This is a genomic window from Noviherbaspirillum sp. (assembly GCF_035627455.1).
Lineage (GTDB): Bacteria > Pseudomonadota > Gammaproteobacteria > Burkholderiales > Burkholderiaceae_D > Noviherbaspirillum.
On record NZ_DASPLS010000065.1, the window covers coordinates 30346 to 52002 of the forward strand.

Consider the following 21657-nt stretch of genomic DNA (forward strand, 5'->3'; position numbering starts at 1 on the left):
GCTATCGGGGCGCCAGGCTGAACGGGAAACGCAGGTCAGGATCGAAACGCGGGTCGGGGCCGTTCATCATCTGGCGCACCACGCCGGACCGGTCGAAATGGACGTGCATGATCGAGTTCCAGACATCGGCTTCCTTGTACGGATAGGACCATACCTCGAGGTCGCGCAGCGGCAGGTAGGAGGTGTCGCTCGGGCTTCCAATGCTGCGCAGTACCGTTTCTTTCGTTGCTTCTCCAACCTTGATGGTGCCGAACTTCCGCGTAGTTAAGACTTGCTCAAACGAAACGACTTTCCCGTCCGGGCCGATGCGCGCCATATAGGTTCTCTGCCCCCAGGGACCGAGTGCATATTCCAGCAGCTGATCCTTGCCGTCCTGGTAACGGCGCGTCGGCTGCCCGCGCTTGGCGATCACGTCGGATTCCGCGTCCCCCACGTTCACCGGGGCCGGGAACAAGGTGGCGCAACCGGCAAGCGTGGCAAGCATTAATGAAATGGCAATCGCTGAGCGGGGTTTCATGGCAGGTTCTCCGGCATCGCGGGCAATAACGGCGGCTACCGAAGTCGGCGGCGTAAGTGTTTGAATAGCCGGGCCATTTCCGCTATACTGCGCGTCTTGGTCGATTTGACCAAGGTTTTTTGTCAATTGTTCACGGTGCTTGGGGTTGCGACTCCGTACACCGCATGTGAAAGGTATTCCATGTCCATCGAAAACATCAACAAGGCCGCAATCATTGCGGATAACGCCCGCGGTACGAACGATACCGGCTCCCCGGAAGTGCAGGTTGCACTGCTGACCGCCCGTATCAACGAACTCAACAATCACTTCAAGGCCCACGCCAAGGATCACCACTCCCGCCGCGGCCTGATCATGATGGTTAACCGCCGTAAGCGTCTGCTGTCCTACCTGAAGGGCAAGGACGCCACCCGTTACCGCGCCCTGATTGAAAAACTCGGCCTGCGCAAGTAATTCATTGCGCCTCGCCCGGTTATAGAAAAAATGCCTGCGTCAGTCTCTGATGCAGGCATTTTGCCATTTTGTGGTTTGTAATTCGAAGCGATTCCGCAGCAAGCAGTATAGACGGCATGCCATGCGTGGCGGCCGTTCGTGGTGAGGTGAACGACAGCGCCTGAAAATCTGTCGGCAAAAATAGAAAGGAAACACCGTGTTCAATAAAGTTACCAAGACCTTCCAGTACGGCCAGCATACCGTCACGCTGGAGACCGGCGAAATCGCCCGTCAGGCATCCGGTGCCGTGGTTGTCTCGATCGAAGACACCGTCGTGCTGGCAACCGTCGTTGCGAAGAAGGATGTCAAGCCGGGCCAGGACTTTTTCCCGCTGACCGTCGACTATGTCGAGAAGAGCTACGCGGCCGGCCGCATTCCCGGGGGCTTCTTCAAGCGCGAAGGCCGTCCGTCGGAAAAGGAGACGCTGACCTCGCGCCTGATCGACCGTCCGATCCGCCCGCTGTTCCCGGAAGGCTACATGAATGAAGTGCAGGTCATCATCCATGTCCTGTCCGTCAATCCCGAGATCGATCCGGACATCGCCTCCATGATCGGCGCTTCCGCCGCCATCTGCGTTGCCGGCATTCCCTTCAGCGGTCCGCTGGGCGCTGCCCGCGTCGGCTATGTCGACGGCCAGTACGTGCTGAACCCGACCAGTACCCAGATGGCCAGCTCGCAGCTCGACCTGGTGGTCGCCGGCACCGAGCAAGCCGTGCTGATGGTGGAATCCGAAGCCAACCAGCTCTCCGAAGAAGTGATGCTGGGCGCCGTGGTCTACGGCCACGAGCAGATGAAGGTCGTGATCGACGCGATCCACGAGCTGGTGCGCGACGGCGGCAAGCCGGAAGTCGAATGGGCGCCGGCGGCGAAGAACGAAGCGCTGATCGCGCGCGTGACGCAGCTGGCCGAAGCCAAGCTGCGCGAAGCCTACCAGACCAAGGACAAGCAGGCGCGTACCGCCAAGCTCAATACCGTGTCGGCCGAAGTGAACGCCGCGTTGGCGGCGGAAGCCGCAGCGGCCGGCGCCGCAGCTCCCGATTCCGTCGAAGTCGGCAACATCCTGTTCGACATGGAAGCGAAGATCGTTCGTTCCCAGATCCTCGAAGGCGAGCCGCGCATCGACGGTCGCGATACCCGTACCGTGCGCCCGATCACGATCCGCACCTCGGTGCTGCCGCGTACCCACGGTTCGGCGCTGTTTACCCGCGGCGAAACCCAGGCGCTGGTGGTTGCCACCCTCGGTACCGCACGCGACGAGCAAAAGATCGACGCGCTGATGGGCGAGTATTCCGATCGCTTCATGCTCCACTACAACATGCCGCCGTTCGCCACCGGCGAGACCGGCCGCGTCGGTTCGCCGAAGCGCCGCGAGATCGGCCACGGCCGCCTTGCCAAGCGCGCGCTGCAGGCGGCGCTGCCCGCACCGGAAGAGTTCAGCTATTCCGTGCGCCTGGTGTCCGAGATCACCGAGTCCAACGGCTCGTCCTCGATGGCGTCCGTCTGCGGCGGCTGCCTGGCGCTGATGGATGCCGGCGTGCCGATGAAGGCACATGTTGCCGGTATCGCAATGGGCCTGATCAAGGACGGCAACAAGTTCGCGGTGCTGACCGACATCCTCGGTGACGAGGACCATCTCGGCGACATGGACTTCAAGGTGGCGGGTACCGCCAACGGCGTGACGGCCCTGCAGATGGACATCAAGATCCAGGGCATCACCAAGGAGATCATGCAGGTCGCGCTGGCCCAGGCCAAGGAAGGCCGCATGCATATCCTGGCGAAGATGCAGGAAGCGATGCCGGTCGGCAAGACCGAGCTGTCCAACTTCGCGCCGCGCCTGATCACCATCCGCATCAACCCGGAGAAGATCCGCGACGTGATCGGCAAGGGCGGTGCGGTGATCCGTGCGCTGACCGAAGAAACCGGCACGCAGATCGACATCACCGACGAAGGCGTGGTAACCATCGCCTCGGTGGATGCGGCAGCCGGCCAGGAAGCCAAGCGCCGCATCGAAGAGCTGACGGCATCGGTCGAAGTGGGCAAGACCTACGACGGCACCGTGCTCAAGCTGCTCGACTTCGGTGCGATCGTCCAGGTCATGCCGGGCAAGGATGGCCTGCTGCACATCAGCCAGATCGCCAACGAGCGTGTGAATGCGGTGGCCGATTACCTGAAGGAAGGCCAGCAGGTTCGCGTCAAGGTTCTCGAGACCGATGACCGCGGCCGCCTGAAGCTGTCGATGAAGGCCGCAGCCGCGGAAGAAGGCGCCGCCGCGCAGCAGCAGCAATAAGCGCACCGTCGCAAGAAGCAACGAGCCGCCCCTGTGCAAGCAGGGGCGGCTTTTTTTGTTGCCAGCGTCGGTTCAGGAGAGGCGGCAGGTATTCGCGTGCGCCGGTGACGGCGCCGGCCGCGGTTTCAGCGGCGAGAAGGACTGGAACGCGTTCTTTCCCATGTCCTTCGCGCGGTACATCGCCTTGTCGGCATTCTTCAGCAGCATCTGCCCGTCGCTGCCGTCGTCCGGATAGATCGCGATGCCGATGCTTGCGCTCAGGCTGTGCTCCCGTCCGCCGATACAAACCGGCCTGGCGGCAGCTTCGACCAGTTTTTGCGCGACGTCCGCCGCGTAGCGGCCGTCGTCCAGTTCCTCGATCAGCACGTAGAACTCATCGCCGCCCATGCGCGCGATCTTGTCGGTATGCCGCAGGCAGTCGCGCAGGCGCCTCGCCATTTCACGCAGCACGAGATCGCCGGCATCATGGCCCAGCGTGTCGTTGATTTCCTTGAAGCGGTCGAGGTCGAGGAACAGCACCGCAAACTTGTTTGCGTGGCGGCGCGCGTTGCGCAGCGCCAGGTCCAGGTACTCCTTGAACAGGAAGCGGTTCGGCAGCGACGTGAGGCCGTCGTAGTGCGCGAGATAGCGGATTCTCTCTTCCGACACCCGGCTTTCGATCGCGATGCCGGCAAGATTGGTGCAGATGCCGAACAGCTGCAGGTCGGTCTTCGCCGGGGCTGCGCTTTCCTTGAAGTAGAGCGCGAAGGTGCCGAGCACTTTCCTGTTCTTCCCGATGATCGGCCAGGAGGTGCAGGCTTTCAGGCCGTGTTCGATCGCAAGTTCCCGCCACGAGGCCCAGAGCGGGTCGCTTGCGATGTCGGTGACAATGACCGGCTCCCCGCGAAACGCGGCCGTCCCGCAGGAGCATTGGCATGGGCCGATGCGCATGTCACGCGCCTGCTCGCGGAAGGACGCCGGCAGGCTCGGCGCTACCCGGTCGACCAGCGCGGTTCCGTCGCCATTGCAAAGCAGGATGGAACACAGGCCCCGGCCGGATTGCTTTTCGACGAACAGTGCGATTGCATGCAGGATTTCCGGCAGCGACGCGCCGGTTGCGACCATGTTAAGGATCTGGTTCTGCCCGAGCTGCAGCGCTTCCGCGCGCTTGCGTTCCGTGATGTCGCGCACCACCACCTGCACCGATGGCTTGCCGTTGTAGATCAGGTTGGTGGCCCCGATCTCTGCATCGAACGCAGTTCCGTCCGCGCGCAGCCATACCTGCTCCAGGAATGGCGTGGGCTGCGCTTCCTGCGGTGTCAGGCGCGCCCGCTCGTGATACAGCGGATGGTGGTCCGGATGGATGAAGTCGAACATGCTGCGGCCCATCAGGCCCGCAGGGTCGCGCACACCGAGCAGGCGGCTGGCGGCCTGGTTGAAGAGGGCGATTTTCCCGTTGCGGTACACAAAGGTTGCTTCCGGCGAAAGTTCGACGAGCTGGCGATAGCGCACCGCGCTGTCTTTCAGCATCGCCTGGCTGCGCTTGGAATGGGAAATGTCGCGGATGAAAGCGGTGAACATCCGCTCGCCCTGTACCTGCAGGGCAACCACTGCCAGTTCGACAGGAAAGCTGCTGCCGTCGGCGCGCATTGCGGTCAGCTCGATGCGCCGGTTCAGCAGCGTGCTTTCCCCGGTTGCCAGCACGCGCTCGACACCCTGGCGGTGCTGCTGTCGCCACTCGGGCGGGATGATGATGTCGGCCAGGTCGCAACCGAGAACGTCTTCGCTGCGGTATCCGAAGGTCTGTTCAGCTGCCTGGTTGAAGCTGATGATTTTCCCGCATCCATCGATTGAAACGATGCAATCGGGAGCGGCGGTCAGGATCGCGCTCTTGAACTGCTCGCTGCCGAGCAGCTGCGCATTCTTGTGTTCCGCCTGTTTCCTGTGTTCGATGTCGGAGAAAGTGCCCACCATGCGTCGCGCGCGGCCCGCGTCATCCCGTTCCACGATGCGGCCTGCGACATTGACCCAGCGCCAGCTGCAAAGCGCATCCTTCATGCGCAGCTCGACCTGGTAATACGCTTCGCTTCGGCTGTCCTGTCCCTTCAGCGCCTGGTGGAGCCGTCCGCGGAAAAGTGCGCGGTCTTCAGGGTGGATAACGGCCGGCAGGTCGCGCGACGTCCAGACCCGGGAGGTATCGAGCATCAACGCTTTCAGGTCGTCAGAAAACACGCCGCTGAAATGCAGGCGGTCTTCCGCGATGAACCAGTCGAATGCAACCTGGCGCGAGGCTTCGAGAGCGAGGCAAAGACGCTCGTTCAGCGCGGACAGGAGCGCTTCCGCTTCTCCGGCTGGCTTGTCAATCTGCGCGTCAATTCGGGATGGCATTTTGGCTTGCCTAAAGGTAACGGTGATTGCCTGTTGGAAATTATCGATACGGTTTGGTTCCCGCTTTTTTGTAACTTGGCAAGTAGTCCTGTAACAACTTCAAGCGGTAATCGATTACCGATTCTTCGTCCAAACCCTCTCCCTCATGTTGCGCTCCGTCAACATTATGCTTTCTGTGATTGCCGGGCCGGGCGGGGCAAGCGGCGCAGGCGGCTGACGTACAATGTCGATCTGTCCATACCGAGAAGCGCATCATGAAAGCGATCGAAATTACGAGACCCGGCCCTCCAGACGTGCTGCGTGTGTGCGAAAGGCCGCTGCCCGAAATCAAAGACGGCGAAGTGCTGATCAAGGTGCGCGCCGCCGGCGTGAATCGGCCGGATGTGCTGCAGCGGCTCGGGCACTACCCGGTGCCGCCGGGCGCATCGGATCTGCCCGGCCTGGAAGTCGCGGGTGAAATCGTCGGCGGTAACCTGGCGGGGAGCGACTTCAAGAACGGCGATCTGGTATGCGCGCTGGTCCAGGGCGGCGGCTATGCGGAATACTGCATCGCGCCGCTCAAGCAATGCCTGCCGGCGCCGGCGGGATTAAGCGCGGTCGAAGCGGCATCGCTGCCCGAAACCTTTTTCACGGTGTGGAGCAATGTATTCGACCGCGCCCGTCTTTCGGGCGACGAGACCTTTCTCGTGCAGGGGGGCAGTTCGGGAATCGGTGTGACCGCGATCCAGATGGCTGCGGCATTCGGTCATCGCGTGTTTGCGACCGCAGGCAGCGACGAGAAATGCCGCGCGTGCGAAGCGCTCGGCGCGGCGCGTGCGATCAATTACCGGACTGAGGACTTTGTCGAAGTGGTCAAGGCGGAAACCGGCGGCAAGGGCGTGGATGTGATCCTCGATATGGTGGCCGGCGCGTACGCGGCGCGCGAGATCGATTGCCTCGCCGATGACGGCCGGATCGCGGTGATCGCGCTGCTGGGCGGGGCCAAGGCGACGGTGGACCTGGGGCAGGTCCTGAGGCGGAGGTTGACCATTACCGGCTCCACTTTGCGGCCCCGGACGGTGGAGTTCAAGCACGCGATTGCGGAAAAGCTGAAGGCGCATGTCTGGCCTCTGCTCGAATCGGGGCGGATCAAGCCGGTGGTCTACCGCGTTTTTCCACTTGAAGAAGCGGTGCAGGCGCATATGTTGATGGAGTCCAGCGGGCACATTGGCAAAATCGTGCTGCAGGTCGGCTGACCTGTCGAAGCGCTGCAAAATCCGGAGAATTCGGGGAACCTCGCCGCATCTCTCCGGTCGTAGCAGGTCGCTCGGTTTGACCTGCCTTGTTGCGTCGCGCTAAAATCTAGGGTTATTGCAAATTCGGACCCTCTATGCGTCGCAAACTAATCGCCGGTAACTGGAAGATGAATGGCAGCCAGGCTGCCAATGCTGTTCTTTTGCAAGGTATCAAGGACGGCCTTGGCAACGCGGCATGCGCCGTGGCGGTGTGTGTTCCCGCGCCTTACTTCGCGCAATGCCAGTCGGCGCTTGCCGGCAGTGCGGTCGGGTGGGGCGCGCAGGACCTGTCGGTGCACGAGGCGGGCGCGTATACCGGCGAGGTATCGGCTGCGATGCTTCTGGACTTCGGTTGCGCCTATGCGATCGTCGGCCATTCGGAGCGCCGTACCTACCATGGCGAGAGCAATGAGCTGGTGGCGCAGAAGACGGTGAGGGCGCTCAAGTCGGGACTGACTCCGATCGTTTGCGTGGGCGAATCGCTGGCGGAGCGCGAATCGGGCAACACGGCGGCAGTGGTGGGCGCGCAAGTCGATGCGGTCCTTGCGGCGCTGTCCGGCGACGAGCTCGGCAACATCGTGATCGCGTACGAGCCGGTGTGGGCAATCGGCACCGGCAAGACCGCCACGCCGGAGATGGCGCAGGAAGTGCACGCAATGCTGCGCGCGCGGCTTGCGGCGAAGAACCCGGCAGCGGCGGAGCGTGTCCAAATCCTGTACGGCGGCAGCATGAAACCGGATAACGCAAAAGAGCTGCTCGCAATGCCGGACATCGACGGCGGCCTGATCGGCGGCGCCTCCCTCAAGGCGGCCGATTTTCTCGCCATTGTCGCGGCCGCGTAAGCCGCGATACGGGCAGTCGCACAGAATTCATTTTAGATTGGAAAGCATGCAATGAACGCAATGTTCACACTCATCGTCGTGGTTCAGGTGGTGTCCGCCCTGGCGATCATCGGGCTGGTCCTTCTCCAGCACGGCAAGGGCGCCGACATGGGCGCTGCCTTTGGTTCCGGCGCCTCTGGCAGCCTGTTCGGTGCCACCGGTTCGTCGAACTTCCTGTCGAAGTCGACCGCGGTCGCGGCCGCGATTTTCTTCAGTGCGACGCTGGCACTCGCATTTGTCGGCAACAAGCGCGCGCCGGTAAGCGGCGGCGTGATGGAAAACCTTCCTGCGGCACCTGCAGCTCCCGCGGCTCCGGCGGCAAATGCGCCGGCTCCGGCACAGGGTGGTGCGGCACCGGCGACGGGTGCGCCCGCGAATAACGCAGGGCAGGCGAACCAGATACCAAAATAATTGGAATTCGTCTTGATTTGGAGCAATTGTGCGTTGAACAAAAGCTCTAAAGCAGGGTAAAATACTAGTCTTTAAGCCGACGTGGTGAAATTGGTAGACACGCTATCTTGAGGGGGTAGTGGCGAAAGCTGTGCGAGTTCGAGTCTCGCCGTCGGCACCAATAAAATAAGGCCAGCGAGGGAGTTTCCTGAGCTGGCTTTTTATCGAGGAATCTTGGTTTGATTTGCAAATCATTCAACTAGGCCCCCCATCGTGAACCTCGAAAATTACTTCCCCGTACTCCTGTTTATTCTTGTCGGCATCGGCGTCGGCATCGTTCCGCAAGTCCTGGGTCGCGTGATGGCACCCCACAAGCCGGACGCTGAGAAACTCTCTCCGTACGAATGCGGCTTCGAGGCGTTTGAAGACGCGCGTATGAAGTTCGACGTGCGCTACTACCTTGTCGCCATCCTGTTTATCTTGTTCGATCTGGAAACCGCATTTTTCTTCCCGTGGGGTGTCGCGATGCGAGACCTCGGATGGCCGGGCTTCCTCACGATGATGGTGTTTATCGCCGAATTCGTCGTCGGGTTCTGGTACATCTGGAAGAAGGGCGCTCTGGATTGGGAGTAAGTCATGTCTATTGAAGGTGTGTTGAACGAGGGCTTCGTCACCACGACGGCCGACAAGCTGATCAATTGGACCCGCACCGGGTCGCTGTGGCCGATGACCTTCGGCCTGGCCTGCTGCGCGGTCGAGATGATGCATGCGGGCGCGTCGCGCTACGACCTCGACCGTTTCGGTGTTGTGTTCCGTCCGTCGCCGCGTCAGTCCGACGTGATGATCGTGGCCGGTACGCTGTGCAACAAGATGGCGCCGGCGCTGCGCAAGGTGTACGACCAGATGGCCGAGCCGCGCTGGGTGATCTCCATGGGCACCTGCGCCAACGGTGGCGGCTACTACCACTATTCCTACTCCGTGGTGCGCGGCTGCGACCGCATCGTGCCCGTGGATGTCTATGTTCCGGGCTGCCCGCCGACCGCTGAAGCGCTGCTGTACGGCATCATGCAGCTGCAAAACAAGATCAAGCGCACCAATACGATCGCACGCTAAGAGGGCGCTTAAGAAGATATGACGACGAAAATTGAAACCCTCGAAGCCGCCCTGCGCAACGCGCTGGGCGACCAGATCAAGAGCCTGAAGGTGGCGTTGGGTGAAGTGACGATCGTGGTCGGCGCTTCCGAGTATCTGTCGGCGATGCGTACGCTGCGCGACCACGCCGACCTGCGTTTCGAAGAATTGATCGACTTGTGCGGCGTGGACTATTCCACCTATGGCGACGGCGCCTGGGACGGCCCGCGTTTCGCGGCGGTTTCCCATCTGCTGTCGGTGACGCACAACTGGCGCGTACGCGTGCGCGTTTTTGCGCCCGATGATGAACTGCCGGTCATTCCGTCGGTCACAGACATCTGGTCTTCCGTCAATTGGTACGAGCGCGAAGCCTTCGACCTGTTCGGCATCCTCTTCGAAGGTCACAACGACCTGCGCCGCATCCTCACCGACTATGGCTTCATCGGCCATCCGTTCCGCAAGGACTTCCCGGTATCGGGCTACGTCGAAATGCGCTACGACCCCGAGCAGAAGCGCGTGATTTACCAACCCGTGACGATTGAGCCGCGCGAAATCACGCCGCGCGTCATTCGCGAAGAAAAGTACGGGATCAAATAATGGCTGACATCAAGAATTACACCCTGAACTTCGGTCCGCAGCACCCGGCTGCGCACGGCGTGCTGCGCCTGGTGCTGGAGCTGGATGGTGAAGTGATTCAGCGCGCCGACCCGCATATCGGCCTGCTGCACCGTGCAACCGAGAAGCTGGCGGAGCAGAAAACCTTCATTCAGTCGGTCCCGTACATGGATCGCCTCGACTACGTGTCGATGATGTGCAACGAGCACGGCTATGTGCTGGCGATCGAGAAGCTGCTCGGCCTCGAGGTGCCGCTGCGCGCCCAGTACATCCGCGTGATGTTCGACGAGATCACCCGCCTGCTGAACCACCTGCTGTGGATCGGCGCGCACGGCTTGGACGTCGGCGCGATGGCAGTGTTCCTGTACGCCTTCCGCGAGCGCGAAGACCTGATGGACATGTACGAAGCCGTGTCCGGCGCGCGCATGCACGCGGCCTATTACCGTCCGGGCGGCGTCTACCGCGACCTGCCGGACAGCATGCCGCAGTACAAGGCATCCGTGGTCCGCAACGAAAAGGCGATCAGGCAGCTCAATGAAAACCGCCAGGGTTCGCTGCTGGATTTCATCGAAGATTTCACCAACCGCTTCCCCGGTTATGTGGACGAGTACGAAACCCTGCTCACCGACAACCGCATCTGGAAGCAGCGCCTGGTCGGCATCGGCGTGGTGTCGCCGGAGCGCGCGAAGGCGATGGGCTTTACCGGCCCGATGCTGCGCGGTTCCGGCGTCGAGTGGGATCTGCGCAAGAACCAGCCGTACGAAGTGTACGACCTGCTCGACTTCGACATCCCGGTCGGCGTCAACGGCGACAGCTACGACCGTTACCTGTGCCGCATCGAGGAAATGCGCCAGTCCAACCGGATCATCAAGCAATGCGTCGAATGGCTGCGCAATAACCCGGGCCCGGTGATGACCGACAACCACAAGGTTGCGCCGCCGTCGCGCGTGAACATGAAATCCAACATGGAAGAGCTGATTCACCACTTCAAGCTCTTTTCCGAAGGCTTCCATGTGCCGGAAGGCGAAGCGTATGTCGGCATCGAGCATCCGAAGGGCGAGTTCGGCGTCTATCTGATCTCGGACGGCGCCAACAAGCCGTACCGCATGAAGATCCGCGCGCCCGGCTTTGCGCACCTGCAGGGACTGGATGAGATGGCAAAGGGCCACATGATTGCGGACGCCGTGACGATCATCGGCACGCAAGACATTGTGTTTGGTGAGATTGACCGATAACCCGCGCGACCCCACGTCGTGCACGAATGGCTGACGATATGCTGTTAAGTCAAGAAGCGTACAAGAAAATCGATCGCGAACTCGCGAAATTCCCCGCAGACCAGAGGCAGTCCGCCGTGATGGCGGCACTCGCCATTGCGCAGGATGAAACGGGCTGGCTGTCGCCGGAAGTGATGAAGGATGTGGCCGACTATATCGGCATGGCGCCGGTCGCCGTGCAGGAAGTGGCGACCTTCTACAACATGTACAACACCAAGCCGGTCGGCAAGCACAAGATTTCGGTGTGCACCAACCTGCCTTGCGCCTTGTCGGGCGGCGAGCGCGCCGCGCACTACCTGAAAGAAAAACTCGGCGTGGATTACAAGGAAACCACCGCGGACGGTCAGTTCACGCTGATCGAGGGCGAATGCATGGGCGCTTGCGGCGATGCACCGGTCATGCTGGTCAACAACAAGCGCATGTGCAGCCACATGTCGAAGGAAAAGATCGACGCGCTGGTGGAGGAACTGAAGAAATGACCTGCCTGCACGATCGTCACATCAACCCGCTGATTCTCGCTGGCCTCGACGGCAACAACTGGCACCTCGCGGACTACGTGAAGCGTGGCGGCTATGAAGCGTTGAAGCGCATCCTGTCCGAGAAGATCACGCCGGAGCAGGTGATCGCCGAACTGAAGACCTCTTCGCTGCGCGGCCGCGGCGGCGCGGGTTTCCCGACCGGACTGAAGTGGAGCTTCATGCCGCGCCAGTTCCCCGGCCAGAAATACCTCGTCTGCAATACCGACGAAGGCGAGCCGGGCACGTTCAAGGACCGCGACATCATCCGCTACAACCCGCATGCGCTGATCGAAGGCATGGCTATCGGCGCGTATGCGATGGGCATCACCGTCGGCTACAACTACATCCACGGCGAAATCTTCGCCGACTACGAACGCTTCGAGCAGGCGCTGGAAGAAGCGCGCGCCGCCGGTTACCTCGGCAACAATATCATGGGCAGCGAATTCAGCTTCCAGCTGCATGCTTTCCATGGTTACGGCGCCTACATCTGCGGCGAGGAAACCGCGCTGCTCGAATCGCTGGAAGGCAAGAAGGGCCAGCCGCGCTTCAAGCCGCCGTTCCCGGCAAGCTTTGGCCTGTACGGCAAGCCGACCACCATCAACAACACCGAAACCTTCGCCGCAGTGCCCTTCATCATGCGCATGGGCGGCGAGGCGTATGCGGCATTGGGCAAGCCGAACAACGGCGGCACCAAGATCTTCTCGATCTCGGGCGATGTCGCGCGTCCGGGCAACTACGAGGTGCCGCTGGGCACGCCGTTCGCCAAGCTGCTCGAGCTGGCCGGCGGCATGCGTGACGGCAAGAAGATCAAGGCTGTCATTCCCGGCGGCTCGTCGATGCCGGTGCTGACCGGCGAAGTGATGATGAATACCGACATGGACTATGACTCCATCGCGAAGGCGGGTTCGATGCTCGGTTCCGGCGCGGTCATCGTGATGGACGAGACCCGCTGCATGGTCAAGTCGCTGCTGCGCCTGTCCTACTTCTATTACGAAGAATCCTGCGGCCAGTGCACGCCGTGCCGCGAGGGCACCGGCTGGCTGTACCGCATGGTGCATCGTATCGAACACGGCAAGGGCCGCGCGGACGATCTCGACATGCTGAACTCGATCGCCGACAACATCCAGGGCCGCACCATTTGCGCGCTCGGCGATGCAGCGGCGATGCCGGTACGCGCCTTCGTGAAGAATTTCCGCGACGAGTTCGCATACCACATCGAAAACAAGCGCTGCCTCGTTCCCGCATACGTTTGACGGGGCGCCGCGGCGTCCGACAAGTTGACATGACAGGGCGCGACTTGCGCCCAATAAATACTTAGGCAAAAAAAGCCATGGTTGAAATCGAAATTGACGGCAAAAAGGTCGAAGTGCAGGAAGGCAGCATGGTGATGGACGCTGCCAACAAGCTCGGCACGTACATCCCGCATTTTTGCTATCACAAGAAACTGTCCATCGCGGCCAACTGCCGCATGTGCCTGGTCGACGTCGAGAAGGCGCCGAAGCCGCTGCCTGCGTGCGCGACTCCGGTGACCAACGGCATGATCGTGCGCACCGCCAGCGACAAGGCGATCAAGGCGCAAAAGAGCGTGATGGAATTCCTGCTCATCAATCATCCGCTCGACTGCCCGATCTGCGACCAGGCCGGCGAATGCCAGCTGCAGGATCTTGCTGTCGGTTACGGCCCGTCTGCTTCCCGCTATGAGGAAGAAAAGCGCGTCGTCGATCCGAAGGATGTCGGCCCGCTGATTTCGACGCGCGAGATGGCGCGCTGCATCCATTGCACCCGCTGCGTGCGCTTCGGCCAGGAAATCGCAGGCGTGATGGAGTTCGGCATGCTCAATCGCGGCGAACACTCCGAGATCACGACTTTCGTCGGCAAGACCGTCGAATCCGAACTGTCCGGCAACATGATCGACCTGTGCCCGGTCGGCGCGCTCACTTCCAAGCCGTTCCGCTACACCGCCCGCACCTGGGAACTGTCGCGCCGCCGCTCGGTGAGCCCGCATGACGGCCTCGGCGCCAACCTGATCGTCCAGGTCAAGGGCGGCAAGGTGATGCGCGTGCTGCCGCTGGAAAACGAGGAAGTCAACGAATGCTGGCTGTCCGACCGCGACCGCTTCTCCTATGAAGGCCTGAATAATCCGGAACGCCTGACCGTCCCGATGATCAAGCAGGACGGCAAGTGGATCGAGACCGACTGGCAGACCGCGCTGGAATACGTCGGCCACGGCCTGAACGACATCCGCAAGGATCACGGACCGGACGCGCTGGCTGCGCTGGCGGCACCGTACTCCACGCTGGAAGAGTTGTCGCTGCTGCAGAAGCTGATGCGTGGCCTGGGTTCCGACAATGTCGACTTCCGTCCGCGCCAGTCCGACTTCGCACTCGATGGCAAGGTAACCCCGTGGCTCGGCACCACGATCACCGAATTCGGCAACGCCGACCGCGTGTTCGTGATCGGCTCCTTCCTGCGCAAGGATCATCCGCTGCTGGCCGCACGCCTGCGTCAATCGGCCAAGCACGGCGCGAAGATCAGCGTCCTGCACGGCACCGACGACGACCTGCTGATGCCGCTCGTCGCCCGCATGATCAAGGCGCCGTCCGACTGGCTCGCGGCCCTGAGCGAAGTGGTGGTTGCGATCGCTGCCGGCAAGGGCATTGCCGCCCCGGCAGGATTTGATGGTATCGAAGCCGGTGAAGTCGCCAAGGGCATTGCCGCCAGCCTGCTGTCCGGCGAGAAGAAGGCGGTTGTCCTCGGCAACGCCGCGGCACAGCATCCTCAGGCGGCACTGCTGCACGTCGCCGCCCAGTGGATCGCACAGAACACCGGCGCCACCTTCGGCTACCTGACCGAGGCCGCGAATACCGTCGGCGGCTACATTGCCGACGCGCTGCCGGGCAAGGGCGCCAACGCGCAGCAGATGTTCGCGCAGCCGCGCAAGGGCTACGTGCTGCTGCACGTCGAGCCGGAGCTCGACTGCTACGATCCGCAAGCCGCGCGCGCCGCGCTCGAAAAGGCGGACATGGTCGTGGTGATGTCGCCGTACAAGCACGCGGCCGAATACGCGGACGTGCTGCTGCCGGTTTCGCCGTTCGCGGAAACGGCCGGCACCTTCGTCAACTGCGAAGGCCGCGCCCAAGGCTTCAATGGCAGCGTCAAGCCGCTCGGGGAAACCCGCCCGGCATGGAAGGTGCTGCGCGTGCTCGGCAACATGCTCGACCTGCAAGGCTTCAATTACGAAACATCGGAAGAGATCCGCGCTGAACTGCTGGGCACGGTCAAGGCCGAGGAAGCGGATCTGACGGCGCGCCTGAACAACTTCGTGAACGTTGCGCCGCTGGCGGAAAAGCCGGCTGCTTCCGGGCAGCTCGAGCGCATCGCCGACGTGCCGATCTACTCCAGCGACGCCATCGTGCGCCGCGCGGATTCGCTGCAGCGGACCCCGAACGCGAAGGCGCCGCAGGCTTCCATTTCGGCCATCCTGGCGGAACAGCTCGGCGTGGCCGATGGCGGCCAGATCAAGGTGACGCAAGGGCAGGGTAGCGCGGTCGTGACCGTCGCGGTCGATGCGAAGCTGCCGCAGAACGTCGTGCGTGTTTCCGCAGCGCATCCGTCTACCGCCGCGCTCGGCGGCATGTTCGGCGCAATCAGCGTGGAGAAAGTGCAATGATCGAGACCATCAACGCAACCGGGCAGAACCTGTTGGGCGGCGTCTGGCCGCTGGTCTGGACCCTGGTCAAGATCGTCGTGGTGGTGCTGCCGCTGATGGGCTGCGTCGCCTACCTCACGCTATGGGAACGCAAGATGATCGGCTGGATGCACATCCGCCTCGGCCCGAACCGCGTCGGCCCGGCCGGCCTGCTGCAGCCGATCGCCGATGCATTGAAGCTCCTGCTCAAGGAAATCGTCGTTCCGGCGAACGCCAACAAGGCGCTGTTCGTGATCGCACCGATCATGACCATCATGCCGGCGCTGGCTGCCTGGTCGGTGATTCCGTTCGGCCCGGAAACGGTGCTGGCGAACGTGAACGCCGGCCTGCTGTTCGTGATGGCGATCACCTCGATGGAAGTCTACGGCGTGATCATCGCCGGCTGGGCGTCCAACTCGAAGTATGCGTTCCTCGGCGCGATGCGCGCATCCGCGCAGATGGTGTCGTACGAAATCGCGATGGGCTTTGCGCTGGTGATCGTGCTGATGGTGTCGGGCAGCCTGAACTTCATCGATATCGTGAATGCGCAGAACAAGGGCTTCTTCGCCGACAAGGGCATCCCGTTCCTGTCCTGGAACTGGCTGCCGCTGCTGCCGATCTTCGTGATCTACGTGATCTCCGGCATCGCCGAAACCAACCGCCATCCGTTCGACGTGGTGGAAGGCGAATCGGAGATCGTGGCCGGCCACATGGTCGAGTACTCCGGCATGTCGTTCGCGATGTTCTTCCTTGCCGAATACGCGAACATGATCCTGATCTCGATCCTGGCGTCGCTGATGTTCCTCGGCGGCTGGGCCGCGCCGTTCGGGTTCCTCGACTTCATCCCGGGCTGGATCTGGCTGGGCATCAAGACCTTCTTCGTGGTTTCGCTGTTTATCTGGGCGCGCGCTTCGTTCCCGCGCTACCGCTATGACCAGATCATGCGTCTGGGCTGGAAGGTATTCATCCCGCTGACGCTGGCCTACCTGGTGATCGTGGCCGCCTGGATGCAGACCCCCTGGAATATTTGGAAGTAAGAATAGAGGCGCAACAACATGGAAGCCATTAAAGATTTCTTCGGCAGCCTGATGCTCCGAGAGCTGCTCAAGGGCCTGGCCCTGACCGGCCGCTATATGTTCGCCCGCAAGATCACGGTGCAGTTCCCGGAAGAGAAGACGCCGCTGTCGCCGCGTTTCCGCGGACTGCACGCGCTGCGCCGCTACCCGAACGGGGAAGAGCGCTGCATCGCATGCAAACTGTGCGAAGCGGTGTGCCCGGCAATGGCGATCACGATCGAATCGACGGAGCGCGAGGACGGCACGCGCCGCACCACGCGTTACGACATCGACCTGACCAAGTGCATCTTCTGCGGATTCTGCGAAGAGTCGTGCCCGGTCGACTCGATCGTCGAAACCAACATCCTGGAATACCACGGCGAAAAGCGCGGCGACCTCTACTACACGAAGGAGATGCTGCTCGCGATTGGCGACCGTTATGAAAAGGACATCGCCGCCGCTCGTGCCGCCGATGCCGCCTATCGTTGATTGATCTGGTCCGTGTACAGCTGACTCTCTTGGTCCATTATGGAATTTAAAACTGCATTGTTCTACGCATTCTCGGCGATCCTGGTGTTCGCCGCGACCCGCGTCATCACGGACCGGAACCCGGTGCAAGCCGCACTGTTCCTGGTGTTGTCCTTCTTTTCCGCGGGCGGCCTCTGGCTGCTTCTCAAAGCCGAGTTCCTGGCCATCGTGCTGGTGCTGGTGTATGTCGGCGCGGTCATGGTGCTCTTCCTGTTCGTCGTGATGATGCTCGACATCAACCTGGACAAGCTGCGGGAAGGGTTCTGGGGCTACTTCCCGCTGGCTGCGACCGTCGGCGTGGTGATCGTGCTGGAGATGGCAGCTGTCCTGCTGCAGGGCTTCTGGGCGTCGGATGCGCAGGTGCCGGCGGCCTCGGCCAACATCGGCAACACCAAGGAGCTCGGCAAGCTGATCTACACCGAATACATCTACGCCTTCGAAATCGCGGCCGTGGTGCTGCTGGTGGCGATCGTCGCGGCCGTCGCGCTGACGCTGCGCCGCCGCAAGGACACCAAGTACTTCGATCCGTCCGCCGCGGTCAAGGTCAAGGCCAGCGACCGCATGCGCATCGTCAGCATGAAGGCGGAATCGGCGCGCGCCAACGGCGGCGCACAGCCGGCGGCGCCGGCAGCGGAAAAACAATAAGGGGAAAGCAACGTGGCACTCTCGCTCGCACACTATCTGATCCTGGGCGCAATCCTGTTTGCGATCTCCGTGGTCGGCATTTTCCTGAACCGCAAGAACATCATCGTGCTGCTGATGGCAATCGAACTGATGCTGCTCGCGGTGAACATGAACTTCGTCGCCTTCTCGTATTACCTGGGCGACGCAGCCGGGCAGATTTTCGTTTTCTTCATCCTGACTGTGGCTGCCGCGGAGTCCGCGATCGGTCTTGCGATTCTGGTGGTGCTGTTCCGTAACCTGGACACCATCAATGTCGAAGATCTCGACGCTCTCAAAGGCTAACCACAAAAATAACGACAAGGTCCATCATGGCGGGGCAACTCAACCCTAACCTTCTCTTGGCTGTGCCGCTGGCACCACTCGCGGGCTCTTTGATCGCGGGTCTGTTCGGAACCAAGTTTTTCGGCAACAAGATCGGCCGCGCGGCGTCCCACACGGTGACGATCCTCGGCGTGCTGATCGCATTCCTCATTTCCGTCCAGACGCTGCTGGCGGTGATGGACGGCGCCACCTACAACGGCACCGTCTACAACTGGATGACGGTCATGGGCCTGAAGCTGGAAATCGGCTTCATGGTCGACAGCCTGACGGCGATGATGATGTGCGTGGTGACCTTCGTGTCGCTGATGGTGCACATCTACACGATCGGCTACATGGCGGAGGATGAGGGTTACAACCGCTTCTTCGCGTACATCTCGCTGTTCACCTTCTCGATGCTCATGCTGGTCATGAGCAACAACTTCCTGCAGCTGTTCTTCGGCTGGGAAGCGGTGGGCCTGGTGTCCTATCTGCTGATCGGTTTCTGGTACACCCGGCCGACCGCGATCTACGCGAACATGAAGGCTTTCCTGGTCAACCGTGTGGGCGACTTCGGCTTCATCCTCGGCATCGGCCTGCTGCTGGCCTACGCCGGTTCCATGAACTACACCGAAGTGTTCGCCAAGCGCGAGGAACTGGCGACGCTGACGCTGCCCGGCACCGGCTGGATGCTGCTGACCGTGGCCTGCATCTGCCTGTTCATCGGCGCGATGGGCAAGTCGGCACAGTTCCCGCTGCACGTCTGGCTGCCGGACTCGATGGAAGGCCCGACTCCGATTTCCGCGCTGATCCACGCCGCAACCATGGTGACCGCCGGCATCTTCATGGTGGCGCGCATGTCGCCGCTGTTCGAGCTGTCCGACACCGCGCTGTCCTTCGTGCTGGTGATCGGTGCGATCACGGCGCTGTTCATGGGCTTCCTCGGCATCATCCAGAACGACATCAAGCGCGTGGTCGCGTATTCGACGCTGTCGCAGCTCGGCTACATGACCGTCGCGCTGGGTGCATCCGCCTACTCCGTCGCGGTGTTCCACCTGATGACCCACGCCTTCTTCAAGGCGCTGCTGTTCCTTGGCGCCGGCGCGGTCATCATCGGCATGCACCACGACCAGGATATCCGCAACATGGGCGGCCTGCGCAAGTACATGCCGATCACCTGGATCACCTCGCTGCTCGGCTCGCTGGCGCTGATCGGCACGCCGTTCTTCTCCGGCTTCTACTCGAAGGACAGCATCATCGAAGCGGTGCACGCGTCCAATATCGCTGGCTCCGGCTTTGCCAACTTCGCGGTGCTGGCCGGCGTGTTCGTCACCGCCTTCTACTCCTTCCGCATGTACTTCCTGGTGTTCCACGGGGAAGAGCGTTTCGGCAAGGCGCATGACCACCACCACGGCCACGACGACCATCACGATGACCACCACCACGGTCTTGCCCCCGGCCAGAAGCCGCACGAGGCGCCCCTGGTGGTGACGCTGCCGCTGATTCTGCTGGCGATTCCTTCCGTGGTGATCGGTTTCATCGCAATCGGTCCGATGCTGCACGGCGACTTCTTCAAGAACGTGATCTTCGTCGGCGAGAACCACCAAGCGATGAAGGTACTGGGCGAGTCCTTCCACGGCGCCTGGGCGATGACCGTGCACGGATTCACCTCGCTGCCGTTCTGGCTCGCGTTGTGGGGTGTCGTTTCCGCGTACTACTGCTACATGATCGACCGTCGCGTGCCGGCCTGGTTCTACAACAAGTTCCGCGCCATCCACTCCATCCTCGAGAACAAGTACTTCATGGACAAGTTCAACGAAGTGGTGTTCGGCAAGGGCTCTGTGCTGCTCGGCCGCGGCCTGTCCGCCGGCGGCGACCGCGCGCTGATCGACGGCCTGATCGTCAACGGCAGCGCCAGGTTGGTGGGCTGGTTCTCGGGATTGATCCGCCATTTCCAGACCGGCTACATCTACCACTATGCGTTTGTAATGATCATTGGCGTGCTGGCTTTCCTGATTTATTTCATGCCGTTCCCGTCATTTGCCAAATAAGTTGGCGAAGTAGAGCAAACAACAATCATGATGCAGTCAACTTTTCCTCTTCTCAGCCTCGCGATCTGGTGTCCGATCGCCTTCGGCCTGTTCGTCCTGGCATTCGGCCGCGACGAAAATCCCGGACTTGTGCGATCGGTGTCGCTGATCGGCTCGATCGTCAGCTTCCTGGTGACGCTGCCACTGGTGCTGCAATTCGACAAGGCGGCGCATGGCATGCAATTCGTCGAGAAGGCTTCCTGGATCGAACGCTTCAACGTCAACTACTTCCTCGGCATTGACGGCATCTCGGTCTGGTTCGTGCTGCTGACCGCCTTCATCACGGTGATCGTGGTGATCGCCGGCTGGGAAGTGATCGAGAAGCGCGTCGCCCAGTACATGGGAGCCTTCCTGATTTTGTCCGGCCTGATGATCGGCGTGTTCTGCGCGATCGACGGCCTGCTGTTCTATGTCTTCTTCGAAGCGACGCTGATCCCGATGTTCATCATCATTGGCGTATGGGGCGGCCCGAACCGCGTGTATGCGGCGATCAAGTTCTTCCTGTACACGCTGCTCGGTTCGCTGCTGACCCTGGTTGCGATCATCTACCTGTACTTCAAGTCGGGCGGCAGCTTCGAAATCCTGGCATGGCACAAGCTGCCGCTGCCGCTGGATGTGCAGGTGCTGATCTTCCTCGCGTTCCTGATGGCGTTCGCGGTGAAAGTGCCGATGTGGCCGGTGCACACCTGGCTGCCGGACGCGCACGTGGAAGCGCCGACCGGCGGTTCCGTGGTGCTGGCCGCGATCATGCTGAAGCTCGGCGCCTACGGCTTCCTGCGGTTCTCGCTGCCGATCGCGCCCGACGCCAGCCACACGCTGTCCGGCTTCATCATCACGCTGTCGCTGATCGCCGTGATCTACATCGGCCTGGTGGCGCTGGTGCAGGCGGACATGAAGAAACTGGTCGCCTATTCATCGATTGCGCACATGGGCTTCGTCACCCTCGGCTTCTTCATGTTCAACGACATGGGGACCCAGGGCGGCATCGTGCAGATGATCTCCCACGGCTTCGTGTCGGGCGCAATGTTCCTCTGCATCGGCGTGCTGTATGACCGCATGCACTCGCGCCAGATCGCCGACTACGGCGGCGTGATCAATACCATGCCGAAGTTCGCCGCCTTCTTCGTGCTGTTCTCGCTGGCCAACTGCGGCCTGCCCGCGACCTCCGGTTTCGTCGGCGAATTCATGGTGATCCTCGGTTCGGTCCAGTACAACTTCTGGATCGGCATGCTGGCAGCCACCGCGCTGATCTTCGGCGCAGCGTACTCGCTGTGGCTGGTCAAGCGCGTGGTGTTTGGCAATGTCGGCAACGAGCATGTGGCGCAGCTGCAGGATCTGAATGGCCGCGAGTTCCTGATGCTCGGCATCCTGGCGATCGCCGTGATCGCGATGGGCGTATATCCGGCGCCGGTCACCGACCTGATGCAGACCTCGGTGGATGACCTGCTCAAGCACGTTGCGGTTTCGAAATTGAACTAAAAATCGATGCGCCCCGCAGCCATGCGGCGGGGCGCATGAATGCGCTTTGCGGGACTGGTGACACCATGCAGAGTGCGGCCCGTAAGGCTTAAG

General features: G+C 61.7%; 20 protein-coding genes and 1 tRNA gene. 19 read left to right on the forward strand and 2 right to left on the reverse strand.

What is annotated here, in order from left to right; translation table 11 throughout:
• Position 1: 1 nt before the first annotated feature.
• On the reverse strand, positions 2-517 hold the full coding sequence (locus tag VEC01_RS12225) for a hypothetical protein (RefSeq protein ID WP_324901139.1): 516 nt from the start codon (positions 515-517) through the stop codon (positions 2-4).
• Positions 518-697: 180 nt separating this feature from the next.
• Between VEC01_RS12225 and rpsO the strand changes: the two genes are divergently transcribed.
• Together rpsO and pnp are read left to right on the forward strand one after the other, a co-directional pair.
• The gene (rpsO, locus tag VEC01_RS12230) at positions 698-967 is read left to right on the forward strand and encodes a 30S ribosomal protein S15 (RefSeq protein WP_324901140.1); all 270 of its coding nucleotides are present in this window, start codon (positions 698-700) and stop codon (positions 965-967) included.
• Between the two features lie 196 nt (positions 968-1163).
• Positions 1164-3293, forward strand: a complete 2130-nt coding sequence (gene pnp / locus VEC01_RS12235) for a polyribonucleotide nucleotidyltransferase (protein WP_324901142.1) — start codon at positions 1164-1166, stop codon at positions 3291-3293.
• Positions 3294-3365: 72 nt separating this feature from the next.
• On the opposite strand, the gene VEC01_RS12240 is transcribed toward pnp, so the two are convergent.
• The gene (locus VEC01_RS12240) at positions 3366-5660 is read right to left on the reverse strand and encodes a diguanylate cyclase domain-containing protein (RefSeq protein WP_324901143.1); all 2295 of its coding nucleotides are present in this window, start codon (positions 5658-5660) and stop codon (positions 3366-3368) included.
• Positions 5661-5914: 254 nt separating this feature from the next.
• On the opposite strand from VEC01_RS12240, the gene VEC01_RS12245 reads away from it, so the two are divergent.
• The 17 genes from VEC01_RS12245 to VEC01_RS12325 all read left to right on the forward strand — a co-directional run bounded on the left by VEC01_RS12245 (position 5915) and on the right by VEC01_RS12325 (position 21564).
• Entirely contained in the window at positions 5915-6895 is a 981-nt protein-coding gene (locus VEC01_RS12245) for an NAD(P)H-quinone oxidoreductase (protein ID WP_324901144.1), read from the forward strand.
• A gap of 134 nt (positions 6896-7029) precedes the next feature.
• On the forward strand, positions 7030-7776 hold the full coding sequence (gene tpiA / locus VEC01_RS12250; protein ID WP_324901146.1) for a triose-phosphate isomerase: 747 nt from the start codon (positions 7030-7032) through the stop codon (positions 7774-7776).
• Between the two features lie 51 nt (positions 7777-7827).
• Positions 7828-8226 (forward strand): preprotein translocase subunit SecG, encoded by a 399-nt coding sequence (secG, locus tag VEC01_RS12255; RefSeq protein WP_324901147.1) that lies wholly within the window; start codon positions 7828-7830, stop codon positions 8224-8226.
• Between the two features lie 75 nt (positions 8227-8301).
• Positions 8302-8386: transfer RNA gene (locus tag VEC01_RS12260), tRNA-Leu, on the forward strand.
• Positions 8387-8478: 92 nt separating this feature from the next.
• On the forward strand, positions 8479-8838 hold the full coding sequence (locus VEC01_RS12265) for an NADH-quinone oxidoreductase subunit A (RefSeq protein WP_324901149.1): 360 nt from the start codon (positions 8479-8481) through the stop codon (positions 8836-8838).
• Positions 8839-8841: 3 nt separating this feature from the next.
• Positions 8842-9318 carry a NuoB/complex I 20 kDa subunit family protein gene (locus VEC01_RS12270; RefSeq protein WP_088710367.1) on the forward strand — a complete coding sequence of 159 codons (477 nt, stop codon included), beginning with the start codon at positions 8842-8844 and terminating at the stop codon, positions 9316-9318.
• Between the two features lie 18 nt (positions 9319-9336).
• Entirely contained in the window at positions 9337-9933 is a 597-nt protein-coding gene (locus VEC01_RS12275; protein WP_324901150.1) for an NADH-quinone oxidoreductase subunit C, read from the forward strand.
• On the forward strand, positions 9933-11186 hold the full coding sequence (locus VEC01_RS12280; protein WP_324901151.1) for an NADH-quinone oxidoreductase subunit D: 1254 nt from the start codon (positions 9933-9935) through the stop codon (positions 11184-11186). The genes VEC01_RS12275 and VEC01_RS12280 overlap by 1 nt, the downstream gene beginning before the upstream one ends.
• 26 nt (positions 11187-11212) lie before the next feature.
• The gene (gene nuoE, locus VEC01_RS12285; protein ID WP_324901153.1) at positions 11213-11704 is read left to right on the forward strand and encodes an NADH-quinone oxidoreductase subunit NuoE; all 492 of its coding nucleotides are present in this window, start codon (positions 11213-11215) and stop codon (positions 11702-11704) included.
• Entirely contained in the window at positions 11701-12996 is a 1296-nt protein-coding gene (gene nuoF / locus VEC01_RS12290; protein ID WP_324901155.1) for an NADH-quinone oxidoreductase subunit NuoF, read from the forward strand. The genes nuoE and nuoF overlap by 4 nt, the downstream gene beginning before the upstream one ends.
• Positions 12997-13073: 77 nt before the next feature.
• Positions 13074-15413 (forward strand): NADH-quinone oxidoreductase subunit NuoG, encoded by a 2340-nt coding sequence (gene nuoG / locus VEC01_RS12295; RefSeq protein WP_324901156.1) that lies wholly within the window; start codon positions 13074-13076, stop codon positions 15411-15413.
• Complete coding sequence (nuoH, locus tag VEC01_RS12300; RefSeq protein WP_324901158.1) at positions 15410-16468, forward strand: NADH-quinone oxidoreductase subunit NuoH; 1059 nt, start codon at positions 15410-15412, stop codon at positions 16466-16468. The genes nuoG and nuoH overlap by 4 nt, the downstream gene beginning before the upstream one ends.
• Positions 16469-16486: 18 nt before the next feature.
• Positions 16487-16975, forward strand: coding sequence for an NADH-quinone oxidoreductase subunit NuoI (gene nuoI / locus VEC01_RS12305; protein ID WP_324901159.1), 489 nt, complete (start codon positions 16487-16489; stop codon positions 16973-16975).
• 39 nt (positions 16976-17014) lie between these two features.
• Positions 17015-17659, forward strand: coding sequence for an NADH-quinone oxidoreductase subunit J (locus tag VEC01_RS12310; protein WP_324901160.1), 645 nt, complete (start codon positions 17015-17017; stop codon positions 17657-17659).
• Between the two features lie 12 nt (positions 17660-17671).
• Positions 17672-17980 (forward strand): NADH-quinone oxidoreductase subunit NuoK, encoded by a 309-nt coding sequence (gene nuoK, locus VEC01_RS12315; RefSeq protein WP_324901161.1) that lies wholly within the window; start codon positions 17672-17674, stop codon positions 17978-17980.
• 26 nt (positions 17981-18006) lie between these two features.
• Positions 18007-20046, forward strand: a complete 2040-nt coding sequence (nuoL, locus tag VEC01_RS12320) for an NADH-quinone oxidoreductase subunit L (protein WP_324901162.1) — start codon at positions 18007-18009, stop codon at positions 20044-20046.
• A gap of 27 nt (positions 20047-20073) precedes the next feature.
• The gene (locus VEC01_RS12325) at positions 20074-21564 is read left to right on the forward strand and encodes an NADH-quinone oxidoreductase subunit M (RefSeq protein ID WP_324901163.1); all 1491 of its coding nucleotides are present in this window, start codon (positions 20074-20076) and stop codon (positions 21562-21564) included.
• Positions 21565-21657: the final 93 nt, after the last annotated feature.

Coding starts and splice junctions, on each gene's coding strand:
- VEC01_RS12225 (WP_324901139.1), bottom strand. CDS start 517: ATGAAACCCCGCTCAGCGATTGCCATTTCATTAATGCTTGCCACGCTT.
- rpsO (WP_324901140.1), top strand. CDS start 698: ATGTCCATCGAAAACATCAACAAGGCCGCAATCATTGCGGATAACGCC.
- VEC01_RS12240 (WP_324901143.1), bottom strand. CDS start 5,660: ATGCCATCCCGAATTGACGCGCAGATTGACAAGCCAGCCGGAGAAGCG.
- VEC01_RS12245 (WP_324901144.1), top strand. CDS start 5,915: ATGAAAGCGATCGAAATTACGAGACCCGGCCCTCCAGACGTGCTGCGT.
- tpiA (WP_324901146.1), top strand. CDS start 7,030: ATGCGTCGCAAACTAATCGCCGGTAACTGGAAGATGAATGGCAGCCAG.
- secG (WP_324901147.1), top strand. CDS start 7,828: ATGAACGCAATGTTCACACTCATCGTCGTGGTTCAGGTGGTGTCCGCC.
- VEC01_RS12270 (WP_088710367.1), top strand. CDS start 8,842: ATGTCTATTGAAGGTGTGTTGAACGAGGGCTTCGTCACCACGACGGCC.
- VEC01_RS12275 (WP_324901150.1), top strand. CDS start 9,337: ATGACGACGAAAATTGAAACCCTCGAAGCCGCCCTGCGCAACGCGCTG.
- VEC01_RS12280 (WP_324901151.1), top strand. CDS start 9,933: ATGGCTGACATCAAGAATTACACCCTGAACTTCGGTCCGCAGCACCCG.
- nuoE (WP_324901153.1), top strand. CDS start 11,213: ATGGCTGACGATATGCTGTTAAGTCAAGAAGCGTACAAGAAAATCGAT.
- nuoF (WP_324901155.1), top strand. CDS start 11,701: ATGACCTGCCTGCACGATCGTCACATCAACCCGCTGATTCTCGCTGGC.
- nuoG (WP_324901156.1), top strand. CDS start 13,074: ATGGTTGAAATCGAAATTGACGGCAAAAAGGTCGAAGTGCAGGAAGGC.
- nuoH (WP_324901158.1), top strand. CDS start 15,410: ATGATCGAGACCATCAACGCAACCGGGCAGAACCTGTTGGGCGGCGTC.
- nuoI (WP_324901159.1), top strand. CDS start 16,487: ATGGAAGCCATTAAAGATTTCTTCGGCAGCCTGATGCTCCGAGAGCTG.
- VEC01_RS12310 (WP_324901160.1), top strand. CDS start 17,015: ATGGAATTTAAAACTGCATTGTTCTACGCATTCTCGGCGATCCTGGTG.
- nuoL (WP_324901162.1), top strand. CDS start 18,007: ATGGCGGGGCAACTCAACCCTAACCTTCTCTTGGCTGTGCCGCTGGCA.
- VEC01_RS12325 (WP_324901163.1), top strand. CDS start 20,074: ATGATGCAGTCAACTTTTCCTCTTCTCAGCCTCGCGATCTGGTGTCCG.